The organism is Maribacter sp. HS (assembly GCF_048059195.1).
Taxonomy (GTDB): domain Bacteria; phylum Bacteroidota; class Bacteroidia; order Flavobacteriales; family Flavobacteriaceae; genus Maribacter; species Maribacter dokdonensis.
In genome coordinates this window covers 176,149-201,621 of the sequence record NZ_JAYLVV010000003.1, presented here as the reverse complement: position 1 = coordinate 201,621, position 25,473 = coordinate 176,149, and the positions used below count along the sequence as shown (strand labels likewise).

22 protein-coding genes and 1 tRNA gene are annotated in these 25,473 nt (G+C 36.1%); 11 read left to right on the top strand and 12 right to left on the bottom strand.

Features of this window, described 5'->3' with window-relative positions:
• Positions 1-18 precede the first annotated feature (18 nt).
• Entirely contained in the window at positions 19-525 is a 507-nt protein-coding gene (locus VBZ51_RS06000; protein WP_416576366.1) for a rhodanese-like domain-containing protein, read from the bottom strand.
• Positions 526-592: 67 nt separating this feature from the next.
• Between VBZ51_RS06000 and VBZ51_RS05995 the strand changes: the two genes are divergently transcribed.
• On the top strand, positions 593-2,164 hold the full coding sequence (locus VBZ51_RS05995; RefSeq protein ID WP_416576365.1) for a glycoside hydrolase family 32 protein: 1,572 nt from the start codon (positions 593-595) through the stop codon (positions 2,162-2,164).
• A 333-nt stretch (positions 2,165-2,497) separates the two neighbouring features.
• On the opposite strand, the gene VBZ51_RS05990 is transcribed toward VBZ51_RS05995, so the two are convergent.
• Positions 2,498-2,570 (bottom strand) — tRNA-Phe (locus VBZ51_RS05990).
• Between the two features lie 101 nt (positions 2,571-2,671).
• Here VBZ51_RS05990 and VBZ51_RS05985 point away from each other — a divergent pair.
• The 7 genes from VBZ51_RS05985 to VBZ51_RS05955 all read left to right on the top strand — a co-directional run bounded on the left by VBZ51_RS05985 (position 2,672) and on the right by VBZ51_RS05955 (position 10,433).
• Entirely contained in the window at positions 2,672-3,400 is a 729-nt protein-coding gene (locus tag VBZ51_RS05985; protein ID WP_058105037.1) for a type III pantothenate kinase, read from the top strand.
• Positions 3,401-4,687, top strand: a complete 1,287-nt coding sequence (locus tag VBZ51_RS05980) for a hypothetical protein (protein ID WP_416576364.1) — start codon at positions 3,401-3,403, stop codon at positions 4,685-4,687.
• A 39-nt stretch (positions 4,688-4,726) separates the two neighbouring features.
• Positions 4,727-6,100 carry a hypothetical protein gene (locus VBZ51_RS05975; RefSeq protein WP_074670066.1) on the top strand — a complete coding sequence of 458 codons (1,374 nt, stop codon included), beginning with the start codon at positions 4,727-4,729 and terminating at the stop codon, positions 6,098-6,100.
• 5 nt (positions 6,101-6,105) lie between these two features.
• On the top strand, positions 6,106-6,720 hold the full coding sequence (lptC, locus tag VBZ51_RS05970; protein ID WP_058105040.1) for an LPS export ABC transporter periplasmic protein LptC: 615 nt from the start codon (positions 6,106-6,108) through the stop codon (positions 6,718-6,720).
• A complete protein-coding gene (locus VBZ51_RS05965; RefSeq protein WP_416576363.1) occupies positions 6,713-6,919 on the top strand; it encodes a hypothetical protein in 207 nt (68 codons plus the stop codon). The genes lptC and VBZ51_RS05965 overlap by 8 nt, the downstream gene beginning before the upstream one ends.
• The gene (locus tag VBZ51_RS05960; protein WP_074670064.1) at positions 6,919-8,205 is read left to right on the top strand and encodes a hemolysin family protein; all 1,287 of its coding nucleotides are present in this window, start codon (positions 6,919-6,921) and stop codon (positions 8,203-8,205) included. The genes VBZ51_RS05965 and VBZ51_RS05960 overlap by 1 nt, the downstream gene beginning before the upstream one ends.
• Positions 8,206-8,315: 110 nt before the next feature.
• Positions 8,316-10,433: a peptidylprolyl isomerase gene (locus tag VBZ51_RS05955; protein WP_416576362.1), complete on the top strand. Its 2,118-nt coding sequence runs from the start codon at positions 8,316-8,318 to the stop codon at positions 10,431-10,433.
• Positions 10,434-10,488: 55 nt separating this feature from the next.
• Here VBZ51_RS05955 and VBZ51_RS05950 read toward each other — a convergent pair whose 3' ends face one another.
• Positions 10,489-11,400 carry a GYDIA family GHMP kinase gene (locus tag VBZ51_RS05950; RefSeq protein WP_416576361.1) on the bottom strand — a complete coding sequence of 304 codons (912 nt, stop codon included), beginning with the start codon at positions 11,398-11,400 and terminating at the stop codon, positions 10,489-10,491.
• 11 nt (positions 11,401-11,411) lie between these two features.
• Positions 11,412-12,728 carry a hydroxymethylglutaryl-CoA reductase, degradative gene (locus tag VBZ51_RS05945; protein WP_074670058.1) on the bottom strand — a complete coding sequence of 439 codons (1,317 nt, stop codon included), beginning with the start codon at positions 12,726-12,728 and terminating at the stop codon, positions 11,412-11,414.
• Positions 12,729-12,938: 210 nt separating this feature from the next.
• Between VBZ51_RS05945 and VBZ51_RS05940 the strand changes: the two genes are divergently transcribed.
• Together VBZ51_RS05940 and VBZ51_RS05935 are read left to right on the top strand one after the other, a co-directional pair.
• Positions 12,939-15,104, top strand: coding sequence for a S9 family peptidase (locus VBZ51_RS05940; RefSeq protein WP_416576360.1), 2,166 nt, complete (start codon positions 12,939-12,941; stop codon positions 15,102-15,104).
• Between the two features lie 16 nt (positions 15,105-15,120).
• Positions 15,121-16,653 carry a peptide MFS transporter gene (locus VBZ51_RS05935; protein WP_286813820.1) on the top strand — a complete coding sequence of 511 codons (1,533 nt, stop codon included), beginning with the start codon at positions 15,121-15,123 and terminating at the stop codon, positions 16,651-16,653.
• A gap of 6 nt (positions 16,654-16,659) precedes the next feature.
• Here the strand turns inward: VBZ51_RS05935 and VBZ51_RS05930 are convergent, their stop codons facing one another.
• From VBZ51_RS05930 to surE, 5 genes are all read right to left on the bottom strand, one after another.
• Positions 16,660-18,672 carry a ComEC/Rec2 family competence protein gene (locus tag VBZ51_RS05930; protein ID WP_416576359.1) on the bottom strand — a complete coding sequence of 671 codons (2,013 nt, stop codon included), beginning with the start codon at positions 18,670-18,672 and terminating at the stop codon, positions 16,660-16,662.
• A gap of 1 nt (position 18,673) precedes the next feature.
• Entirely contained in the window at positions 18,674-19,240 is a 567-nt protein-coding gene (locus VBZ51_RS05925) for a C40 family peptidase (protein ID WP_348361013.1), read from the bottom strand.
• 68 nt (positions 19,241-19,308) lie between these two features.
• A complete protein-coding gene (lpxB, locus tag VBZ51_RS05920; RefSeq protein ID WP_416576358.1) occupies positions 19,309-20,430 on the bottom strand; it encodes a lipid-A-disaccharide synthase in 1,122 nt (373 codons plus the stop codon).
• A 1-nt stretch (position 20,431) separates the two neighbouring features.
• Positions 20,432-20,716: a hypothetical protein gene (locus VBZ51_RS05915; protein ID WP_058105050.1), complete on the bottom strand. Its 285-nt coding sequence runs from the start codon at positions 20,714-20,716 to the stop codon at positions 20,432-20,434.
• 30 nt (positions 20,717-20,746) lie between these two features.
• Entirely contained in the window at positions 20,747-21,520 is a 774-nt protein-coding gene (surE, locus tag VBZ51_RS05910) for a 5'/3'-nucleotidase SurE (RefSeq protein WP_058105051.1), read from the bottom strand.
• A gap of 190 nt (positions 21,521-21,710) precedes the next feature.
• Between surE and VBZ51_RS05905 the strand changes: the two genes are divergently transcribed.
• Complete coding sequence (locus VBZ51_RS05905) at positions 21,711-23,849, top strand: carboxy terminal-processing peptidase (RefSeq protein WP_074674675.1); 2,139 nt, start codon at positions 21,711-21,713, stop codon at positions 23,847-23,849.
• A gap of 57 nt (positions 23,850-23,906) precedes the next feature.
• On the opposite strand, the gene VBZ51_RS05900 is transcribed toward VBZ51_RS05905, so the two are convergent.
• The 3 genes from VBZ51_RS05900 to msrB form a co-directional block, all read right to left on the bottom strand.
• A complete protein-coding gene (locus tag VBZ51_RS05900) occupies positions 23,907-24,314 on the bottom strand; it encodes a DoxX family protein (protein ID WP_091601616.1) in 408 nt (135 codons plus the stop codon).
• A gap of 130 nt (positions 24,315-24,444) precedes the next feature.
• Positions 24,445-24,987 (bottom strand): peptide-methionine (S)-S-oxide reductase MsrA, encoded by a 543-nt coding sequence (gene msrA / locus VBZ51_RS05895; protein WP_416576357.1) that lies wholly within the window; start codon positions 24,985-24,987, stop codon positions 24,445-24,447.
• Complete coding sequence (msrB, locus tag VBZ51_RS05890) at positions 24,980-25,438, bottom strand: peptide-methionine (R)-S-oxide reductase MsrB (RefSeq protein ID WP_416576735.1); 459 nt, start codon at positions 25,436-25,438, stop codon at positions 24,980-24,982. The genes msrA and msrB overlap by 8 nt, the downstream gene beginning before the upstream one ends.
• Positions 25,439-25,473 lie beyond the last annotated feature (35 nt).

Sequence of the window (25,473 nt, the reverse complement as noted above, 5' to 3'; positions counted from 1 at the left end):
CTAACTCCTAACTCCTAACTAGTACACCTTAATTCCTTCTTGTAAAAGTTTGCCCCAATGCTTGCTAAACGCATGAACGCTATCGGTAGGTATTTCTTTGTCGTTAAAAACTTGTCCACCTTTATTTTTCCAATCAAAAATTCCGCCATAAAGGTTTAGAATTTTGGTATACCCTAAATCTTTTAACTGTTCGCCAATATCTTCAGATCGAACACCAATAGAGCAGTATACTATAATAGGTTGTGTTTTGTCAGGTAAAGATTCTAAAACTTTTTGCTTGTCAAATGTTTTGTATCCTACCCAAATGGCATTTTTTAGGTGACTTACCTCAAATTCCTCTTTTTCCCTTGTATCTAGGTATGCAATAGAATCGGTAATCGGTAGATTATCAAAATATACATAGGGTATAGTGCCTTGGTTCCAAGAGTTCAAAGCCTTTGTAATTTTGTCTTGTGCTAAGCTTTTACTGGACAAAGGTAAGAGAACTACAAAACTGAATATTAATTTAAAAATTAGTATTTTCATCCTTACAAAGGTACTATAATTAGGTTTTAAGAAGTACCGATATAAGAGTGAATTTATGGTTAAAATTATGCAAAGTAAAGGCTTACAGTTGTTTATACTATTATCTGTTATTTCAATGGCAAGTTGTAAGCAAGAGGTGAAAAAGGATATTGTTAATGAAGAATTGGAGCCTACGGGATATTATGTAGAACCCTATAGATCTCAATATCATTTTACACCAGAAGCAAAATGGATGAACGATCCAAACGGACTTGTCTATAATGATGGGGTATATCATTTGTTCTATCAATATTACCCGGATAGTACCGTTTGGGGGCCTATGCATTGGGGTCATGCGGTAAGTAAAGATATGATGAAATGGAAGCATAAACCAGTTGCACTTTTTCCAGATGAACATGGATTGATATTTTCTGGTAGTGCCGTTATGGATCATAATAACACTTCGGGTTTTGGCACGGAAGATCAGACGGCAATGGTGGCTATTTTTACCTATCATGACATGGCGGGCGAGCAGGCAGGTAAAAAAGATTTTCAAACTCAGGGCATTGCCTATAGCTTGGATAATGGTGATAGTTGGATCAAGTATGAAGGCAACCCTGTAATCGGTAATACCGGCATTAAAGATTTTAGGGATCCCAAAGTGTTTTGGAACGATAAGGCAGAAACTTGGACAATGCTACTAGTGGCAGGTGATCATTTGCAAATATGGAACTCTCCTGATTTAAAAGAGTGGGAAAAAGTTAGTGAGTTTGGTAAAGAGCAAGGTGCTCATGGAGGTGTTTGGGAATGTCCGGATTTGTTTCCGTTGAAGATTGAAGGTACCGAAGAGGTAAAATGGGTATTGTTGATCAGTATAAATCCGGGTGCGCCAAATGGGGGTAGTGGTACGCAATATTTTATAGGAGATTTTGATGGAGAAACATTTACCTCGGACCAAGTGGAGCATAAGTGGATAGATTTAGGTAGGGATAATTATGCAGGAGTAACCTATAACGATGCACCTAATGATGAACGTGTTTTTATTGGATGGATGAGCAATTGGGACTATGCAAGAGATACACCTACCGATAAATGGCGAAGTGCAATGACAGTGCCTAGAGAATTGACCTTGCGGAAAGTAAATGATGACGTGTTGTTGTACAACTATCCGTTAAAAAGTTTTGAGAGGCACGTAGCAATGGCTTATCCGGAAAGTGTTTTGGAAATCTTGCCTACGAGAAAAAGAATTATGCCTCTTAAATATGGGAACCAGAGTAAAATACAGTTTACGCTTTCCGTGCCCAATGCGCAAATGTACTTTAGAAATAAAAATGGCGATAGCGTGAGTATAGATGTTGATAGGGACAAGAAAGTTGTCACTTTTGACCGAAGAAAATCGGGTAAGGTAGACTTTAGTGAAAAATTTGCTCCTGGTGTTCAACAAATGAAGATTCCGAATATACCGGACGGACCTATAGAAATAATGATGCTTATAGACCATTCTTCGTTAGAGCTATTCATCAATGAGGGTCAGTATGTGATGACCAATCAAATTTTCCCCAATGAGTTTTTTAGGGCTTTGACCATTGTGAACAATTCAGAAAATGAATTAAAAATTGAAGATTTTACTGAACATAAGGTAGAACGGGTTTGGGATTAACATGTTGTAAAATCATTGTATGAATTGCGCCTATTTAATTTACGCTTAAATTTTAATCTTTATTTACTTCCTATCTATTGGTAGAAATTTGCTTCACTATACTGTATACTGTGGTGATATCGGCTAAAGTAGTCTTTAGTAGATGTTAACAGTACCGCAACTAATTTGATTTGCAAATTTTCACTGGAAGCTCTACAATTTGTCTACTTACAACTTATAAAGTGAAAAATACAGCTGTAATGGTATGTAGGTTGGCTATCCTTGTATATTTTTGGTGTAGAAAAGAAAGGGATGTAAACAAAAAAATCCTTACCGTTAAGTAAGGATTTATTGTGGTGCCTCCAGGAATCGAACCAGGGACACATGGATTTTCAGTCCATTGCTCTACCAACTGAGCTAAGGCACCATGCTTGCTGTAAGCGGGTGCAAATATAATTTCAATTTTATGATTTCCAAACTAAATCGTAAAAAAAGAAAAATGTTTTTTTAATTTTTAATCTTTGCAACATGAATTTAATTGTTGATGCGGGTAATACAAATGTCAAATTAGCGATCTTTAAAAAGTCGGAAATAATTCATTTAGAGACTGTTGTTGTAGATTTGTTTGTTGAGGCAGTAAAAAGAATTTTCAAGGAATTTCCTAAAATAGAATTTTCAATAATTTCTAGTGTAGGGTCAATTTCAAAGGACCAGATTAAGGTTTTGGCTATTTTTAGTGAACTTCATGAGCTTAGTCATGCGTCAAAAGTGCCGTTTAAGAACTCTTATGCCTCTCCACAAACTTTGGGTGTAGATCGTTTGGCCTTGGCTACGGCTGCCTATTATTATAATCCACATCAAAATAATTTGGTTATTGATGCCGGAACCTGTGTTACGTTTGATATGATCAATGATTTTGATGAGTACCTAGGCGGCGCAATTTCCCCAGGCTTGCAAATGCGGTACAATGCTATGCATTACCAAACATCTAAATTGCCGTTACTCGAAAAAAAGGAGCTGTTAGACTACATTGGCAACACCACAGAAAACTGTCTACACAGTGGGGCGGTAAATGGAATTACACTGGAAATAGACGGTGTCATTGATCTTTACAAAGCAAGATTTAAAAATTTAACAGTTATTTTAACCGGTGGAGACACACTATTTTTGTCTAAACGATTAAAAAATACCATATTTGCGGATTCCAAATTTCTCCTGAAAGGGCTTAATTATTTGCTGGAATACAACAAGCACTAAATGATCAGAAAAATTGTAATTACAATTGTATACATAACCACTATTGGTTTGTACGCTCAAGATGGTACTGTTTCTCCTTATTCTTTTTACGGAATAGGTGACTTAAAAAATAACAGTACGGTAGAAAATCAAATGATGGGAGGTATTGGTGTATATGCCGATAGTATTCATATCAATTTAAAAAACCCAGCAGCTTTTGGTAAGTTAGGTCTAGAAGTTATGGACAGGGAAGGATTGGTGACCTATACAGCAGGAGTCTCCAATAAACAATTTACGCTTAAAAGTTTCACAGCAGAAGAGGAAAGCTCTATTACAACTTTAGATTACTTGGCACTTGGTTTTAGTGTAGGTAAAGGTTTGGGTATAGGGTTTGGTATAATGCCATATTCTTCGGTAGGATATAATTTGGTTGATGATCGTACCGAAACAGGCGGGTCGTTGACTAATGTTTATACGGGTGAGGGTGGTTTAACCCGCGCTTTTTATTCAATTGGGTATGAAATTGTAAAAGACTTAAGTATTGGTGCAACCGTTAATTTCAATTTTGGTACACTTGAAAGTGAAAGGTTGCAGCAAATAGAAGATGTGCAGTTTGGTACATTTGATAGGCGTTCATCTAGAGTAAATGGTTTTGATTTCAACTATGCTTTAAATTATACGCCTTTAATTAAGGGTAGGCAAAGACTTCATACATCGGTTCGTGTGAACACCCAAGGTAATTTGGTTTCCAAGAATGATAGGCAATTGGGTTCTTTTTCAGTGGCCAGTGGTGTAACCATAGAAGAGCTAGAGGTGAATTTGGCTGCTCAGAATTTAGAGAATACGGAATTAAAGATACCGACCACTACTACTTTGGGTATTGGTTATGGTGAAGATTATAAATGGTTTGTGGGTGCAGAATATAGTTTTCAAGAAATGAGTTCTTTTGAAAATGCTTTCTTGGGTTCTGCTAATGTGGCGTATGAAGATGCAAGTTCATTTGCCTTTGGTGCCTTTCTAACCCCTGATCATGATTCATTTACAAGTTATTTAAAAAGGGTTACCTACCGCGCAGGTTTACGTTTAGATAAGACGGGTATGTTGGTGAACGATGTTGATATAAATAACTTTGGCATAACTTTTGGATTAGGCTTACCACTGGGCAGAAGTTTCTCTAACCTTAACTTAGGTTTTGAGTTTGGTAGAAGAGGGACTACTAAGGCCGATTTGATTGAAGAAAGCTATTTTAAATTTAATGTAGGTCTCTCATTGAACGATCGTTGGTTCCAGAAAAGAAAAATCAATTAATAAAAATTTAGTACATTAACCATTTTAAAAAGAGAAAAAATGAAATCGAAACTTTACTTCACGGCAATTATGTTCCTTGGGATGATGGGAGTGAGCAATGCGCAGGCGCAAAACCCTGAATGTATGACCAACCTGTCAATATTTTCCGAGCATGCAAAAGTTAAAAATTACGAAGCGGCCTATGAGCCATGGAAAATGGTTTATGAAACATGTCCTCAATTAAACAATGCTATATATGTTTATGGTGAGCGTATCCTAAAAGATAAGGTAGATAAGGCTACAGGTGCAGACAAAGAAAAGTTTGCCAATGATCTTATGGGGCTTTATGATAATAAGCTTAAACATTTCTCATCTAAAACTAGTCCGGGTGAAACAATGGTAGATAAGGCATTGGTAATGTACGATAACAAAATGGCAGATGATGCTAAGATGTACAGTATGTTAAGCGAGGCATTTACAAAAGATGAAGCTAATTTTACAAACCCAAAGGCTTTATATATCTATTTCTCTAGTTTGGTTGATGAGCACAAAGCAGGTAGAAAAGATCTACAAGAAGTTTTTGATGTATATGATGCAGTTACCGAAAAAATAGAAACTGAAAATGAAAAGCTTACAGGTAAAATAGCTAAGCTTTTACCAAAAGAAGAAGCTGGTACTTTAACTTCAAAAGAAAAGTCTCGTTTAAAGTCTTATAACTCTTACTCTGAGGTTTATGGTAAGATTGCTGGTAGTATTGATTCTAAATTAGGTCCATTGGCAGATTGTAGTAACCTTATTCCTTTATATGAAAAGAGTTTTGAAGAGAAAAAGGGTGATGTTGTTTGGGTAAAAAGAGCGGTAGGTCTTATGTTCAACAAAGAGTGTACAGATGATCCAATGTTCCAAAAGTTATTTGAAGCACAATTGTCTCTAGATCCTTCTGCAGATGCTTATGTTTACGGTGGTACTTTAAAAATGAAGAACGGAGATAGTTCTGGTGCCCTTGCGGATTTTGATAAGGCATTATCTCTAGAAACAGATAACGATAAGAAATCTAAGATCGCTTACAAAGTTGCGGTGATCAATAAAAGAAAAGGTAGTAAGTCTACTGCACGTAAATACGCTCAAAAAGCTATTGATGCTAACCCGTCAAATGGTCGTGCATATCTTTTAATTGCTAACTTGTACGCAACAAGTGCTAACGATTGTGGTAGCTCAGCGTTTGAAAAGAGAGCAATTTACTGGAAAGCTGCAGATATGGCTAGACAAGCAGGAAGAGTGGATCCTTCATTAGGGGGTTCAGCTAGTCAAGCGGCAAACAGTTACAGTGCTAAAGCTCCAACTAAAGAAATGATCTTTAGTTCAGGTATGGCCGGTAAGACCGTTACGTTCAACTGTTGGGTTGGTGGTAGCGTGAAAGTACCTTCTTTATAGAGAAAATGAAACAGATTTATAATTTTAGAGGCATTGCCGTGGTATGTACCATGGCAATGCTTTTTTTATCTTGTCAAGATAATTACAAGAGAGTGGGTGAAGAAGCGGTAAAGAAAATTTACCCCAGGGGTGTAGTAGAGGATTTTGTACTTACCTATACTGAAACACCTGAAAAATTAGGATCTGAAGATGACGGTTCGTCTAGGGTAATGGCAGTATTATCCGGACCGATCAGAAACGATTTTGAGCAGCTTTCATTTCCGTATCAAACTTTCCCAGAAGGTCTACTAGTGGAAATTTTTAACGAGAAAAATGAAAAAACAACGATAGAGGCAGATTATGGAGTATTGTACTCTAAGACTTCTATTGTAGATTTGCGTGGTAATGTGCTTATAAAAGGAGATGACGGTAAAAAGCTAGCTACATCACAGCTATATTATGATCGTGGTAATGAGTGGGCTTTTACCCAAGAAAAATTTACGTTTACCAATCCAGATGACGGTACTGTAATGGATGGTGAAGGTATGGATATACAAAAAGACCTGAAGTTTTTAAATGCACATAAAACCTATGGTTTAATGTTGATCAAAGAAGAAGATAAAGAAGAAAAAAATGATTAATATTTTAAGATATACAGAGTATTTGTACGTTATAGTCGCGGGCTTTTCTGTCTATAGAATAATAACGGATTGGAATACCGATCGAAGTATGGCGTATTTCTTTATATTTTTTGCCGTAATTTCAATAGGTATGTTCTTGTTTAGACGAAATTATAGAAAGAAGTTTGAACAGCGTAAGCGTGATAATCAAAATAAATAGTGGGTACAGCCGGTATTATCATTATACTTTCCTTGATTTTTTCAGCATTTTTCTCAGGAATGGAAATTGCCTTTATTTCTGCGAACAAAATTCATATTGAAATTGAGAAAAAACAAGAGGGCTTTTTAGCAACTGTACTGACAAGGTTAACTAAAAAACCATCAAAATTTATAGCTACCATGCTTATTGGTAACAATATAGCATTGGTAATTTATGGACTTTTCATGGGAGAATTGCTCATGAACTGGTTCACTGAAATAGTGCCCGATAATGCAATTTTGCAGTTGTTGATTACAGATTTTAGTTTGTTGACCCAAACTTTGATTTCTACGTTCATCATTTTGATTACCGCTGAATTTTTACCTAAAGTGCTATTTCAGATTTATGCCAATAACCTTTTGAAATTATTGGCGATACCTGCATTTTTATTTTATATACTTTTTTCATTTATATCCGACTTTATTATTTGGGTGTCCGATATTATTTTGAAGTACGTATTTGGTACATCAGGTGATGAGGTCCAATTGGCATTTAGCAAGTTAGAGTTGGGAGATTACATTACCGAGCAAATGGAAACGGTAGAGGAGGAAGATGAAGTAGATACTGAAATACAGATCTTTCAGAATGCATTGGAGTTTGCAGCTGTAAAGGCTAGGGAAGTTATGGTGCCTAGAACTGAAATAGTTGCGGTAGAAATGCACGAAACTCCAAAAAACTTGGCGAAATTGTTTACGGAAACGGGCTATTCTAAAATACTGGTATATAATGATACCGTAGATAATGTTATAGGCTATGTACACTCTTATGAGCTTTTTAAAAAACCTAAGACAATTAAAAGTATTTTACTGCCGGTTGAGTTTGTGCCGGAGACCATGCTTATTCAAGATATATTGAATGTTCTCATCAAAAAACGAAAAAGTATAGCTGTTGTTTTAGATGAATATGGCGGTACCTCTGGTTTGGTAACGGTAGAAGATATTGTTGAAGAACTTTTTGGTGAGATCGAAGATGAGCATGATACTACGGATTTAAGGGAAGAGCGGGTAGATGAGCGTCATTATTTGTTCTCTGCAAGGTTAGAAGTAGATGATATCAATGAAAATTATAAATTAAGTCTTCCTGTATCAGATGAATATGAGACCCTTGGTGGGCTTTTAGTGCATACTTTGGGTGAAATACCTGAAAAAGAGGTAGAGCTTACTATAGAGCAATATAAGTTTACCGTGTTGGAAGTTTCCAACACAAAAATAGATTTGATTTCCATAGAAGTTTTGGAAGAGGAATAACAGTGCATCAATCAATAAATTAGGTGGCTTTTTAGTTTTTATTATTTCAATTAAAAATGGTAGTTTTGCCACCCAATAACCACAAACGATTATTTTAAACGTTAATAAGAATGGCAGTATTAGAAAATATTAGGAAACGTACAACAGTGTTGATCTTGATCATAGGTTTGGCACTTTTTGCATTTGTTATTTCTGGGGTATTTACCAGTAGCAATTTTGGAGGAGATAAAGTAGGTTCGTCCGTAGCCGAAATTAATGGAGAAGATATTTCTATTGATGAATTTAGACAAGAGGTAGAGGTGGCTTCTAATAGAATTGGTCCTACTGCATCTAATATGCAAGTGGTAAATCAGGTTTGGGAAAATAAAATAAGAAAGACCATCTTAGGTGAGCAGTTTGAAGATTTAGGAATTGGTATAGAGCAAGATCAGATCGTTGACTTTTTAAGAACAACAGGTTATGCTCAAAATCCTCAATTTCAAGATCAGAATGGTCAGTTTGATGCAAATATGTTTAAGCAGACCGTTGCAGATTGGAAAGTGAACAACCCTGCGCAATATGAAGCCTGGTTGCAAACAGAAGCTGAGATCGTACAATTGGCAAAAGAGCAAACTTACTTTAACATGGTTAAGGCAGGCGTTGGTGCTACCTTAAAAGAAGGTGAGTTAGATTATAAATTGGCTAACGAGAAAATGGATATTAAGTATGTAAGAGTACCTTATACTTCTATTCCAGATAGTACAATTACAGTAACTAAAAGCGAAATTGCAGATTACGTTAGCAAGCATAAAGAAGAGTACAAGCAGGATCCTGCAAGAGATTTACAGTATGTATTTTTTCAGGAAAAGCCTTCTGAAGCTGATGAAACCGCTATCAAAGAAGAAATCACAAAACTTTTAGACGATACGATCGAGTATAATTCTCAAACAGACCGTAACGATACTATTAGAGGTTTTAGAAATACAAAAGATGTTGCGGCATTTTTAGATAGATATTCAGACACCAAGTTCGATACTATTTTTAAGGCTAAGAAAAATTTACCATCTAGTGTTGCGGACACCTTAATGAGTTTGAACATAGGTCAAATTTACGGGCCATATAAAGATGGGGATTCTTATAAGATTTCTAAAATGATTGCTAGAAAACCAAACGGTTCGGTGAAAGCAAGTCATATTCTTTTAGCTTATGAAGGTGCTACAAGAGCAAACCCGGAAGTAAAGAGAACAAAAGAAGAAGCTGAGGCAAAGGCAAAAGAACTATTAAGGGAAGCAAAAAAATCTGGTGTTGTTTTTTCAACCTTGGCTAGAGATAATTCAGATGGTCCATCTGCTCCTAATGGTGGAGATTTAGGGTACTTTCAAAGAGGGGTAATGGTTCCTGCTTTTAATGACTTTGCATTTGGAAACTCAGAAGGTTCGATCGGTATGGTCGAAACAGATTTTGGATTTCATGTAATTAAAATTGATGATAAGGAAGATGTGGTTCAGATTGCAACTGTTTCAAGAGAGATAGTAGCTTCAGAAGAAACAATAAATACGTTGTTTACCAATGCGACCAAATTTGAAATGGAAACTACGGATGATGAAAGTGCTTTTTCAACATTGGCTAAGGAGAGTAACTATGTTGTTCGTCCGGTAAACAAAATAAAAGCTTTGGATGAAAACCTTCCTGGTTTGCCAAATCAAAGAAATATTGTACAATGGGCCTTCAATGGAGATACTGAGGTTGGTGACATTAAGAGATTCAATATTAATAACGGTTATGCAGTAGTTCAACTTACAGGTTCTTACGCAGAAGGTGTTATGAGTGCTGAAGATGCTTCCGTACTTGTGTTGCCTAAAATTAGAAAAGAGCGTAAAGCCGCAAAGATTATTGCGGCCAATAAAGGTAAAGACATGAGTACTATTGCATCTGATAATGGTGTAAGTGTATCAAATGCTTCTGCTCTTACAGTAAAGTCCCCTACAATTCCTGGTGCAGGTAGCGAGCCTGTAGTGGTAGGAACTGCTTATGGTATGGCTGAAGGTGCAACTTCTGGTTTAATAGAAGGTAACACCGGAATCTTTAAAATTGAAATTGTAAAGAAAACCGAAGCACCTAAGCTTGATAATTATAGTGTATATGCAAATGCATTAAAAACAGGAGCTGCTGCTCGTGTGAATACAGCAGTGTATAATGCTCTTAAAGAAGGTGCGGAAATAGAAGATAAAAGAGCTACTTTTTACTAAAAAGTTAGTTTGTCAAATTAAAAAAAAAAGAGCATCTAAATTAGATGCTCTTTTTTTATAATATCATTTTTTGATAAGGCAGAATGGTATGGTAGCCTTTATTTTTAAAATATACCATATCCTCCTCTGTTCCAATAGCAAGGACAAAATCTCCGCCCCAGGCACCTAGACTTTTTATTGTATGCGGATAGTCTGCAAAAAGAGTGCTTTTAATAGTTGGTACCTGAAGTGTTTTAGATAAGATCTTTTCGTGTTGGTTGAGTAGGTGTTCAAACTCCTTCAAAGAAGTGCAGCTCAAAATTTTATCGGTGATATTGTTGATTGCGCTAAGCAGTTCGGTTTTATTGAAATTCAAGTTGCGATAACTGGTAATGGCATCTCTACTATTTTTCTTTTCGTTCAGGTAAACAAAGAAAAGTCGGTCTTCAAAATTAGGTTTAAAACTGACTTCCTGTATGTTTGGACTATAGCCATTTCTTTGATAAGTAATTGGCGTTTTATGTGTAGCACAAGCAATATCGTAACCACTACCGCCAAAGGTAGCCTCCAGTAATTCATAGGGGTTTATTTCTGCCCAAGATGCTATATTTACTATTAAGGTAGAAGAAGTGCCAAGGCCCCAATCTCTAGGGAAGGTTACTTTTGTTTCTACAGCATTTACTTCATCCGTATTTGGTAAAAATAAAGGGTTAAGTTTTTTAGCCGCTACTAAAATTTGAGATAGCCTGTGAGCTACTTCCGGGTCAGAAGTGTGAATGGTTTCAAGCCTATTCTTGGAAAATTCTGAACTGAACCAAACTGCGTCATTTTCATCTAAACTGTTCCAAATAAAATTCTCTGACTCTGAGTGGGATAAGCTCAGGTACTGTCCAAATTTTGTAGGTAAAGCCAAACCTTTGGCTCCGTCAAGAATAGCATATTCTCCAGTGAGCAATAATTTACCGTTGCTGTAAAAGGATGTGGGCATATGGTAAAGGCTTATTTTCTTATCTCGTTAAGTTGTAGTTCCACGCCGTGGTGCGTTACGGGGTTGGTCTTAAAATATGTAACTAATTTAGCTTTTTCGTTTTCATTGGCGCCCAGCTGGTTAAGAATGTTCAAAAGGTGCATTTTCATATGTCCTTTTTGAATTCCGGTAGTAACCAATGAACTCACTGCTGCAAAGTTTTGTGCTAGACCCGCTACCGCTATAATTTGCATGAGTTCTTCAGCAGAAGGGCGTTGTAGTATTTCAAGATTTAGTTTTACCAGCGGATGTAAATTTGTGAGTCCGCCAACAGTACCTAAAGCCAAGGGAAGTTCTATCCAAAATGTAAAGATGCCATCTTCAATGGATGCATGGGTCAGGCTGCTGTATTGACCATTTCTACAAGCATAAGCATGTACGCCTGCCTCTATGGCCCTAAAGTCGTTACCAGTGGCCAAAACAACCGCATCTATACCGTTCATGATGCCTTTGTTATGCGTAACCGCTCTATAGGGTTCTATGTGTGCAATTTTAATGGCCTGTACTATTTTTTCGGCGGTATGCTGTGGTGTTAATTCTTCTGTAAGTTTTAAATCTTCCACCGGGCAACTAACTTCTGCACGTACGCTACAATTGGGTACGTAATTGGACAGAATGCTCATTACTACTTCAACATCTTTTTCCTGTGTGGAAAAATCATCGTAATTACCGGCCTCTTTTTTTAAAGTAGCTGCAAATTGCTCTAAACAGCTGTTAATAAAATTGGCACCCATGGCGTCCTTAGTTTCAAAGGTGGCATGTAGTTGGTAATAGTTTTCTAGTTGCTTGGTTTTATCTTTTAAAACAATATCTGTAATACCACCGCCCCTTTTTTCCATACTGGAAGTTAAGGAGGCACTTTCGGCTAATAAAATAGGCTTTAAATAAGTAAAAAAAGAATTTAACCTATTGGTATCGCCCTTGTATATAAAGTGAACTTGACCTACTTTTTCGGTTCCTAATATGGTTGTTTTAAATCCTCCTTTTTTTAACCAAAACTTTGCGGCTTTGCTCGCTGCCGCTATAACCGAACTCTCTTCAATGGCCATGGGTATGGCATAAAGCGTATCGTTTATTAAAAAGTTGGGAGCTATGCCCTGGGGTACGTAGAGGTTGGTAATGGTATTTTCTATAAATTCATCGTGCAACTGTTGAACGCTTTGGTCTAGATTCCAATACGTTTGCAGAATTTTTCTTGATTGTGCTGCATTCTGGGTGTAATTTGTGGTGATCCAATCTATTTTCTCTTCTTTGGAAAGTTTGGAAAAACCACTTATTGGCTCGGTCATTTAGGTATAACTTTCTACTAATGGTTCATGTTTTGTAAAGAATTGGACACCTCCAATAGATTCCAATTTTACGCTGGTAAAGATAAGCATATTGACCTGAATCTAATTTATCTAAGCAAAGCGTTAAAACCAGCTTCTTTTTTTCAGTAAAGCGTGTTTTTTTAAGGAAATAGTGGTAAACTTGAGAGATTTAACAAAATTCAAATTTTTATGCGAAAAACACACTTATTTACGTTGATTTTACTTTCTTTCAGCGTAATTATTTGGGCACAGGAAAAAAAGATATCAGTTTCCGAAATTTATCAAGGTGCTTTTAGAACCGAAGGTCTTGAAGCGCTACGTTCCATGAATAACGGTACTCAATACACCGTACTTCATACAAACAGGTTCAGCCAATCTACAACGGTAGATAAATATGATTATAAGACCTTGGAAGAAGTAGGTACCGTAGTATCTTCTGCAGATTTAGCCGAAATACCTTCCTTTTCAGCTTATACCTTTAGCGATGATGAAAAAAAATTATTGCTCTCAACTGAAATAGAACCCATTTTTAGAAGGTCAAGGTTGGGTGTTTTTTATGTATATGAAATTGCATCTAAGAAGGTAGTAAAGGTTAGTGAATCAAAAATTCAAGAACCATTGTTTTCTCCAGATGGTAGCCAAGTAGCCTATGTGAAGGATAATAACCTCTATATTTTTACCATTGAAAGTGGTGAAACCAAACAAATAACCCAAGACGGAGTTAAGAATCAAATAATAAATGGTGTAACAGATTGGGTATATGAAGAAGAATTTTCTTTTGTACGAGCTTTCGAATGGAATGCCGATGGAAGTAAGATAGCTTTTTTACGTTTTGATGAAACAAGTGTGCCCGAATTTTCTATGGATGTTTACGGTACTGAGCTATATCAACAACCACACGTATTTAAATACCCAAAGGCCGGAGAGAACAATTCTAAAGTTACCTTACATCTTTTAGATGTGGCTAGTGGTAATATTGCTGCGGTAGATTTAAATAGCGCATACTACATACCAAGAATTAAATGGATGAACCATAAAGATATGTTGAGTGTTCAAACCTTGAACAGGCATCAAGATCATTTAACAATGTATGCCGTAAATGCTAAAAAGAATGAAGTATCTGTTTTACTGGAAGAGAAAGATGATGCTTATGTTGATATCACCGATAATCTTACTTTTTTAGAAGATGATAGTTTTATTTGGACCAGTGAGAAAGACGGTTTTAATCATATATATCTATACGGGGAAGACGGTAATCTTATGAGTCAGATCACCAAGGGAGATTGGGAGGTTACCAAATACTATGGTTACGATCAAAACGAAGATAAAATTTACTATCAGTCTACCGAGAACGGATCAATAAACCGTGGGGTATATAATATTAGTAGCGGCGGAGATGATAAAAAGGCATTAGCTGTTACCCAAGGAACCAACAATGCTTCATTTAGTACAGATTTCACGTATTTTATAAATACGTATTCTAGTGCTGAAATACCACCTGTATACACACTGCATAAGGCAATAAACGGTAAAAAGGTAAAGGATATAAAAGATAATGGTCAATTGTTGCAAAGACTGGAAAGTTATGCTGTGAGTCCTAAAGAATTTTCTACAATTTCAATTAATGGCAATGATTTGAACATGTATATGATCAAGCCAAAAGATTTTGATTCAACTAAGAAATATCCATTGTTTATGTATCAATATAGTGGTCCTGGATCTCAAAATGTATCTAACAGTTGGATGGGGGCGAACGACTACTGGCACCAGAGTTTGGTGGCGGAAGGTTATATTGTTGCCTGTGTAGATGGCCGTGGTACGGGTTTTAAAGGAAGGGATTTCAAGAAGGTTACTCAAAAAGAGTTGGGTAAATATGAAGTAGAAGATCAAATAGCCGCTGCTAAGAAATTAAGCGAGTTGCCATACATTGACGAAAGTAGAACAGGTATATGGGGCTGGAGCTATGGTGGTTTTATGTCCACAAATTGTATTTTAAAGGGTAACGACACTTTTGAAATGGCAATTGCGGTAGCACCTGTTACCTCATGGGCTTTTTATGATACAATATATACAGAGCGTTATATGCAAACGCCACAGGAAAATCCAAGTGGATATGATGATAACTCGCCGTTTAACTATCCTCACTTGTTGGAAGGCGATTACTTACTTATTCATGGTACTGGTGATGATAATGTTCATGTGCAGAATTCAATGCGTATGATCGAGGCTTTGATACAGGCAGATAAGCAATTCGATTGGGGAATTTATCCGGATAAAAACCACGGTATTTATGGTGGAAATACAAGAATTCACCTCTATAACAAAATGACCAATTTTATTAAAGAAAAACTATAATCAAACTAACATCAATATGACTGAAAGTACCGAATTTTCAGACCAAAAGCAGGTTTTTGGGCACCCACAGGGTTTATTTTACTTATTCTTTGCAGAATTATGGGAGCGTTTTAGCTTTTACGGAATGCGAGCACTGCTCACGCTCTACATGATAGACGTAATATTCAAAGCCTTGGCAGAAAGAGATTATGCTACGGCGGCAGTTTATTCTTCCTATGGTTCATTGGTATACGCCTCTACCGTAATTGGTGGCAAATTATCAGATAAGATTTTAGGAATGCGAAACTCAATTTTTTTGGGCGGTATTCTTATGTCCATAGGGCATTTTGTATTGGCTATAGAAAACAATATGGCCTTCTTTTTAGCCTTGTCTCTCATTATTGTGGGTAACGGGTTCTTTAAACCTAACATTTCTACTTTTGTGGGTACGCTATATGAAAAAGGAGATCCTAAAAAAGATTCTGGGTTCACCATATTTTATATGGGTATTAATATTGGGGGCTGGGTAGCTCCATTATTATGTGGATGGCTGGCCGCAACATATGGCTGGCACTATGGTTTTGGTCTGGCAGGAATAGGTATGTTGACCGGGTTGATCGTTTTTTGGAGCGGAATTCAAAAAAATGTATTTGGCGATAGAGGTTTACCTCCAAATGAGCAAGTCTTGGAAAAAAAGGTACTTGGTGTAAAACAAGGAATTCTTGTGCCGGTTTTAGCTGTGTTGTCTGCACCGTTGATTGCGTTGTTATTATCTTCTTATAAGGCAATTGCTACAGAAGGTATGTTTGCCGATCAGAATATTGTCAATATTATATTTACAGGTATTGGTATAGCGGTTTTGGCATACTTGGCTTACGAAATGTTCAAAGCGAATATTAAAGAAAGAAAAGAATTGTTTGTCGCGGTGTTACTTACCTTTTTTATGACCATTTTCTGGGGTTTCCATGAACTATCCGGAAGTGTAATTACGTTGTTCGCAGCAAGAAATATTGATCTTGACGGTATTATGTCGGCTGCACAGACCAATTCGTTGAACTCTATGTTTATTATCATTTTGGCTATTCCTATTTCAATGATGTGGACATGGTTAAGTAAAAAGAATTGGAACCCTAGAACACCTTATAAATTTGGATTGGGATTACTTTTTGCGGGAATCAGTTTTTACGTTCTTGCTATTAGTGGCGGTAGTGCCAATGAAAATGGTTTTGTACCGTTCACATACTTGTTGCTAATGTATTTCTTGCTTTCTGTGGGTGAACTTTTTATGTCACCTGTTGGGTTGTCTAAAATGACCGATCTAGCTCCTGCAAGGTTAATAGCTTTTATTATGGGGGTATGGTTCTTATCATCTGCCTTTGCATTCCAAATTGTTGGCTTCATCGGTAAACAATTGGCTATAGAAAGTTCAGATGGTGATGTAAATGGTTTTGAAACCTTAACGGTATATACAGATGGCTTTTTATTAATAGCCAAGTATGCTATAGGTGCAGGGTTAATTGTACTGGTAGCATCACCGATCATTAAAAAGTTAATGGGTAAGGTACATTAGTATTCCTTACTTGAAATAATAAGCTCCCTTTTCACCTGTGTAGTGGAAAGGGATTTTATTTTTAATACAAGTGAATTTCCAACGGTCAACATAACTTTTGTAGTTACTGCCATCTGCAATGATTTCTTTAGGTCGTATGCTATCTATTAATCGGTCCAGATTAATTTTTGGTGATTGTGTTAAAAGAATTTTATCGGATGTTGAAAGGGGATAAACACCGGTGCTGTCAATAATCAGCAACGAATTATTTTTAATATGGTAACCGTTTTTTAAGGTGTCAAAACTAACGCTATGTATGCGTTCAGCAGTTCTATATCTTGAAATTAAATAGTCTGGTTGGTTATTGTTATCTGTTAAAACGGTCAATTCTTTTCCATTTCTATTAAAAATTATGCGCTCCTTGGTTTTGTGCAATACCATAGCTTCAACCTTTTCATTTGTGTTGATTTCTTGATATATCGTATAACCTTGAAAACAAAGTACACTGCCAAGACACAATAGTATTCTTTTAGAATTAAATCTTGTAAATAATTGAACTCCCATGACTAGAACTATGAAGGAGAGTATCAGCTGCACCACATCAAAAGGAATATCACCGAATATAAAGCTTTCTTGCCGAGCGACCCAGGCTATAAGGTTATTCATAAACCCAATTATTTTATTGTATAGCCAGACGAATTGAGCGGGAAGCCAGTTGAATATAGATAGGAAAACAACCAAAATCCCCATGCCTAAAATAACACCTAATGCAGGTACGATAATTAAGTTGGAAACAAAGAACAAACCGGGAAATTGGTGAAAATAGAACAGACTAATTGGTAGAACACCTAGTTGAGCGGCTATACTTACACATAGTAATTGCCAAAAATAACGCACCACTTTATTTTTTGGAAACCACAAATCCCTAAGAATAGGAAAAATCCAGAGGATGGCAAAAACCACTGCATAGCTCATTTGAAACCCTACTTGAAATAGTAGGTTGGGATCAATGAACAATAAGATAAATAGAATGGATAATGCTAAAATGTTAAAGGTGTTGCTAGGTCTGTTTAAATACAGTGCATAGGCTACAAACGTATACATAGTGGTGGCGCGTATTATGCTGGCTGAAAGTCCGGCTATAAAGGCAAATGCCCATAAAAATATGACTGATAACAATAGGATAATAGTTCTGCCTTTAGGAATTTGTTTTAGCGGATTCAATAGAAATTGAATTAATAAAAGTAAAATACCTATATGCAGTCCAGATACGGCTAAAATATGTACGGCACCGGCTTTTTGGTAGTTGGTGTAGGTCTCTTCGGAAATATCTGATCGTTGTCCTAATAGCAACGCTTGAATTACCCCGAATTCATCTTCACCAAAACTTTCTTTTTCAAGTTTTGAAATAATATGGTTTCGAAGACTTGAAGCTATGCCTTGTAAAGTGGTCTTTGACCTAGAGGTAATTGTAAAATGATGTTGTTCAATCTGCATTTGATGATAAATACCAATATTTTTGAGATAGTTTTTATAATCAAATTGGTGCGGGTTTAAGGTAGGGTATATGTCGGTTAACTTCGTACGGGTCACAAATTCATCATCAATATGAAACCGTTGTCCAGAAGAATCTTTAGGAATGCTTATTAATATAGTTCCAGTGGTAGGGTGTTGACCAATACCTTTTACCGTTGCATAGTACCGATATGAAAATGGATTGGGCTTTAATACGTCCTTAATTTTCAAAGACCATAAATCACTGTTGGTATAAGTGATCTTCGTGTAATGGTTATTGTGGTTTATAGGTTGGGCATTAGTGTAACAATATGTGCCTAAAAACACAAAAATTAAGGCAGAGACAATTCCAAAAAATACAGATTTAGTGTTTTTTTCAAATAAAAAAATGGCGGATAATAGAACAAAAAGAGCACCAATAAATATACCTAAGTAGAGCAGATCAAAGGAGGAAAATTTCCCAATTAAAATTCCAAGAATAAGTAATAGCGTTAATCTAATGGGAATAAACGCTAAGAGCTTCATTTTATAATATTCTTGTGGCTTTTACAAAGGCTTGGTTCCAAAAACCGTCTCTTAAAGAAGAAACGGTAACACCTCTTGAAGTAGATGCGTGTATAAAGGTTATTTCATCATTATCAGTACCCACCACCATACCTACGTGGTTAATTCGTTTTGATCCACGGGTGGTCTTAAAAAATAGTAAATCTCCTTTTTCAATATTCTTTACGGCTATTCTATGACCTTCTTCCGCCATATGAAAAGAAGTGCGTGGCAATTGCACATCATGCTCTCCAAAAGATACATATAATAATCCTGAACAATCCATCCCTTTTTTGGTAGTGCCACCAAATTTATATCGTGTACCCGCAAATGAAAGAGCGGTATTGATAATATCGTCTGCTTTTGTATTGGTCGGTGCGGGTGGGTTTATGTTGTGTTCTTTATGATAAGAAGGTTTTTCAGTATTACCCGTTCGCTCATTATTTGCGGCGGCAACAGAGATTCTTCGTTCCTTGTCAGAACTGGAACTTTTTTTAACACCACAACTGGCTAAAAAACAAATAATTATTAAGAAGGGTAGTTTACGCATAAATTAGGGAATACACTGTAATACGTGTAACTTCAAAATTATAGAATTATTTTTTAAAATAGATCTACCTATGCAGTTTTAGCATTTTCAATGATCAAAGAAGCAGCATTGAAACTTGCCCCGGCACCACCTAATTTTTTAATAAGTTCATTGTAAGATGATAGTTGTTTTGCCCTTGCTTCACCATTTAAAATAAGGGAGAGCTCTTTTTTTAAATTCTGCTTAGTAAGGTTATCTTGTATAAGTTCTTTAACAACTTCTTTTTGCATGATAAGATTGACCAGAGAAATATACTCTAAAGTAATAATGCGTTTGGCAATTTGGTAAGAGATCCAATTTGCCTTATAGCAGACTACTTGTGGTACTTTGAACAAAGCAGTTTCCAATGTGGCCGTACCGCTGGTAACAAGGGCGGCTTTAGAAACCGTAAGTAAATCATACGTTTTATTTTGAATGAACTTTACATTGGAATCTTTTAAAAACGAAGCATAAAAATCTTTATCAAGACTAGGGGCGCCGGCAATAACAAATTCATAATCTGCAAATTCAGAAGTAAGTGAGAGCATTACACTGAGCATTTTTTGAACCTCTTGTTTTCTGCTTCCGGGAAGTAATGCAATAATTGGTTTTTCAAGGGCGAGACTATTTTGTGCCCTGAACTCACTTTCATTTAATATTGGTCTATTGGCAATGGCGTCCAATAAAGGATGTCCCACAAAATTGACAGGAAAATTATGTTTCTTTTCATAAAATTCTTTTTCAAAAGGCAGTATTACATACATGTGGTCTACCGTGGCTTTAATTTTTTCGATACGCCCCTCTCTTGATGCCCAAATTTGAGGAGATATATAGTAATTGGTCAAGAAATTATGCTCTTTTGCCCATTTGGCAATACGTAAATTAAATCCGGAATAATCAATGAAAATTATAGCATCCGGTTGAAATGCCGCAATATCTTGTTTACAGAACTTAATGTTTTTGAAAATAGCGTTCAGGTTCATGAGTACCTCAAGAAACCCCATGAAAGCAAGCTCTTTGTAATGTTTTACCAATGTTCCACCAGCATGTTGCATTAAATCTCCGCCCCAGCATCTGATCTGGGCATCACCATCTTGTGCCATGATCGCTTTGATCAGATTAGAACCATGTAGGTCGCCCGAAGCTTCACCTGCAATAATGTAGTATTTCATTTTAAAAGATTTTATAATAGAGAATTATAAAAGCGGTTAAAATGGTAGCGATCAAAACCCCTTTTGCTCTATGATCTCTTTTGATTTTTAAAAAACCAAAAAAAGCAATTAAGTTTAAAATGGCGCCCAATGCTAAAAGACTGCCAATATGCTCTTGAGTAACGGCAGCCTGAAATGTTTCGGTAATACTCAAATCAGAAAATAAAAGAATGTATAATAAAGTGCCAATGGTATTAGCAATGATACCTACAATAAAACCGATTATAATTTCTTTTTTAATGTTCATTAAAGTGTTGCTTCTAAATAATATTATCAATTAAAAATTCCAAGTATTCAATTCCTGAATAACATGGTGTGCGGTTAAATCAAATTGAGTGGGTACTACTGAGATGTAACCATTGGCCAATGCCCATTCATCTGTATCTTCACCTTTGTCCAAAAGTTCAAACTCTCCCGTTAGCCAATAATAATCTTTACCCATGGGGTTGGTTCGTTTGTCAAATTTTTCTTTCCAATTTGCCTTTGCTTGTCTACATACTTTAATGCCTTTTATTTTTTTCTTTTCTAGCTTAGGTATATTGACATTCAAAACCGTTCTTTTAGGAATACCATTTTCTAAAGCTTGGGTAACGATCGTGGCAATAAAATCTTGTGCATGGGAAAAATCTGCATCCCAATTATAGTCACAAAGAGAGAAGCCAATAGCGGGAATACCCTCTATACCAGCTTCAATGGCCGCACTCATGGTACCGGAATAAATAACGTTGATAGAAGAATTTGCACCATGGTTTATGCCACTGACACAGATGTCGGGTTTTTTAGGCAATAGCTCTTGCAATGCCAGTTTTACACAATCCGCAGGTGTTCCGCTACAACTATATTCTTCAATATCATCATTGTCCAAGTCTATTTTCATTTTTTTTGAAAATAGGGCGGTGTCCAAGGTAATAGCATGCCCCATACCAGATTGCGGACTATCCGGTGCAACGACCACGACATCTCCTATTTTTTTCATGATGGAGATCAGCATGCGTAATCCGGGTGCGGTAATACCATCATCGTTGGTAACTAAAATCAATGGTTTTTCCATAGCGTATACTTTCTGTAGTAAAAATACGTTTTTAAATATGATATGTTCCGATGGCCGTTTAACAAAAAATTAATCGCAAGCCCATTAAATGGCATGGTTTTTTCTTTACCTTAGAGGTTTAAGTGGCTTTTACCACTACTGTAAACCCTCAAATTCGGAGATATTGAAAAGGAAAGTAAAAGATAATTTTATGAAAAGAAATTTAGCCTACGTACTGTTATTGATGTTAGCGGCAGTTGCATCATGCAGTTTTACCAATAAGAATTTTGAAAATGACGATAAGGATAAATTATTGTTGGATCTCATCACTTACGTACTTGAAAAGGGGCACTATGAGCCAAAAGCATTGAACGACGATTTTTCCGTTCATGTATTTGAAGACTTCATAGATGTCATAGATCCTACCAAAAGATATTTTTTAGCTTCGGATATTGCCGAGTTCGAAAAATATAAGTTTCAAATTGATGATGAAATTAAAAATACCGACATCACTTTCTTTAATATAGTTTATGAAAGATTAATGCAACGTATGAATGATGCAAAGGGTATTTATAAAGAGGTTTTGGAAACTCCTTTTGATTATTCCGAAAATGAAAGCATCAGTATAAAATATGATGAAGAGCCTTTTGCGGCAAATAGGGAAGAGCTTAAAGAACGTTGGAGAAAGCAGTTGAAATATGCTACTTTGGGTACTTATGACTCTAAGATTTCTCACATGGAGAACAAGGAAATCGAAAGTACCGATGAACATGATCATACCGCTCATTCACCAAAAGAAGCTGAAGAACAATCTAGAAAATCTACGGAAACTACATTAGATGAGTTTTTTGATTTTGTTGGTGATTTGGAGCGCAAAGATTGGTTTGTACAATACATCAATACCATAGTAGATGAGTTTGATCCACATACTTTCTACTTCGCTCCAGAGGAAAAAGAAAAGTTTGATACCAGCATGTCTGGTAAATTTGAGGGTATTGGAGCAAGACTTCAGAAAAAGCCGGAAGGTGCAAAGATTGTAGAGATCATTTCTGGCGGACCAGTTTGGAGAGATCAACGATTAGAAGTTGGTGACGAAATTATCAAAGTCGGTCAAAATGGTGAAGAACCTATTAATATTGTTGGTATGCGTTTAGATGATGCCATCAAATTAATTAAAGGTGCACAAGGTACCGTTGTAGATTTAACGGTAAGAAAAGTAGATGGGTCATTAGATGTGGTTTCATTGACAAGAGATGTTGTAGAATTGGAAGAGTCATATGCGAAATCTGCTAATATCATTAAGGGACAAGAGAAATTTGGGATTATTAATTTACCAAAGTTCTATGTTGATTTTAATGATTATAGCGAAAGAAACGCAGCTACAGATGTAGCCAAAGAAGTAGAGCGTTTAAAGGAAGAAGGCATGGAAGGTCTTATTTTGGATTTACGTGATAATGGTGGTGGATCTCTTAAGACCGTTGTTGAAATGGCAGGTCTATTTATAAAAGATGGACCAATTGTTCAGGTTCGTTCTAAAGATAAGGGTAAAGATGTTTATGATGATAAAGACGAAAGAATACAATGGGATGGTCCTTTGGTTATTCTTGTAAATGAATTGTCTGCATCGGCCTCTGAAATTTTAGCTGCAGCAATGCAAGATTACAAAAGAGCAATTGTAATTGGTAGTAAGCAAACATTTGGTAAAGGCACGGTACAAAATGTAATACCGCTGAACAATATGTTGCGTAGTAATGAACATGGAGATTTGGGAGCTATTAAAATTACGACCCAAAAGTTCTACAGAATTAACGGCGGTTCTACACAATTAGAGGGTGTAAAAAGTGATATCATTGTTCCAGATAGATATAGTTATATTGATTTAGGCGAAAGAGATCAATCCAATCCATTAGGGTGGGATAAGATTACTCCTGCGGATTATAAAGCTTGGGATGGTTATATAGATTACGAAAAAACCATTGCCGATAGTAAAAAACGTATGGCCAACAGTCCTCAAATTAAATTGATCGAAGAAAATGCCAAATGGTTAAAGGCTGAACAAGACGAGACGGAAATTTCATTGAATTATGATACCTATAAAGAAGAAAAAGACAAGGATAAAGAACAATCTGATTATTTTAAAAAGCTAACGGATTACGATTCACAACTTACCTTTCAATCTTTAGGATATGAGGAACAATTATTTACAAAAGATTCAGTTTTACGTGAAAAACGTAATAGATGGCATAAAAATCTAGCCAAAGACGTTTACGTTGAAGAAGCGGTAAATGTTTTAGAAGATTTAAAAATGAATAACATTAAGCAAGGCAAATTGGCAAGTGTTAAGAATTAAAGAGTTAAATAAGCTATTAAAGCCGCTACATATTTATGCAGCGGCTTTTTTTTTGAGTTAGATATATTTTGCGAATTGTGGTTTTCCAAATTCAGCTAATTCATTATTACTATTTCGAATTTTTCTGCTTTGAATATAGGTCACAAAAAGTAGCACTATACATACTACTGCAGATGCACCGTTACCATCTTTCACGGCTAAATGGGCTAAGGCACCTAAGGTGTAGTTCATGAAAAAACCTGCGTATACCCACTCTAAGGTCCAGTGAGATTTGTTCAACAAAATCATGGTTAAACCAATAAACTGACAAACACCTAAAATGTAAATAAGATATATAGGATAACCTAGTTTAGTGAAGGTTTCTGAAACCGTATCAAAATTTATGACGGAGTTAATTATAGAGCCAATTACCGCTATAGCAAAAAGCCCTAGGGCAATATAGTAGAATGTTTTTTGAGATTTCATAATAAGTAAGATTTTAGGGTTACTATATCTCAAAAATAAACTCACCTATGAAGTAATATTGACATTCATAGGTGAGCGGAAAATTTCTATAGATAAATAGAAATTTATGATCGTTAGGCAGAAAACAGTATTATTTCAGCAGCTTATCTGCATGTAGCTGCCTTAATTTTGCCAATTTAGGGTTAATGACCACTTGGCAATATCCTTGTTCAGAATTATTTTTATAATAATCTTGATGATAATCTTCTGCATCATAGAATATGCCAAGCGAACTTAACTCGGTAACAATGGGCTTTTCATACACCTTCTGCATTTCACTTAAGACCATATTTGCTTTTTGCTGTTGATTGGCATTGTGATAGTAAATTACCGATCTATATTGCGTTCCGGTATCTGCCCCTTGTCTATTCAAGGTCGTGGGGTCATGCATGGTCATGAAGATAATCAGTATATCTTCATATGTTATTACAGCTGGATCAAAAGTAATCTGTACAACCTCTGCATGTCCGGTAAGACCGGAACAGATTTCTCTATACGTAGGTCTTCCGGGGGCTTTGCCACCGGTATATCCTGAAACTACTTTATGAACACCTTTTACTTCTTGAAAAACGGCTTCTGTACACCAAAAACATCCACCACCAACCGTAGCAACTTCAAAATTAGTATTATCCATTAGCTTCCTCCTTTTCTAATTGCATAGATTCAGAATTAATGCAGTACCGTAATCCGCTTGGTTCAGGTCCATCAGGAAAAACATGTCCCAAATGGGCATCGCAAGTATTGCACATAACCTCTACCCGTATCATTCCAAAAGAGGTGTCTTTGTGATATTTTATGGCGTTTTCTTTAATAGGTTGCGTAAAGCTTGGCCATCCTGTACCGGATTCAAACTTAATAGTTGAATCGAATAAAGGTGTGGCACAACAAATACATTCATATTTGCCTGCTTCATGCGCAGAACATAAGGCACCTGAATGCGGGGCTTCGGTTCCTTTTTTACGAGTAATTTTAAATTGTTGGGGCGTAAGTACATCTTTCCATTCCAGTTCGGTTTTTTCAACTCTTTGGTCTGGTTCAGGATTACCATTTACTGAAAAATGAATAACATCTTTCCAAGTTAACATCATAATATTTCCTTTCGTTTTAGACTTATTATACT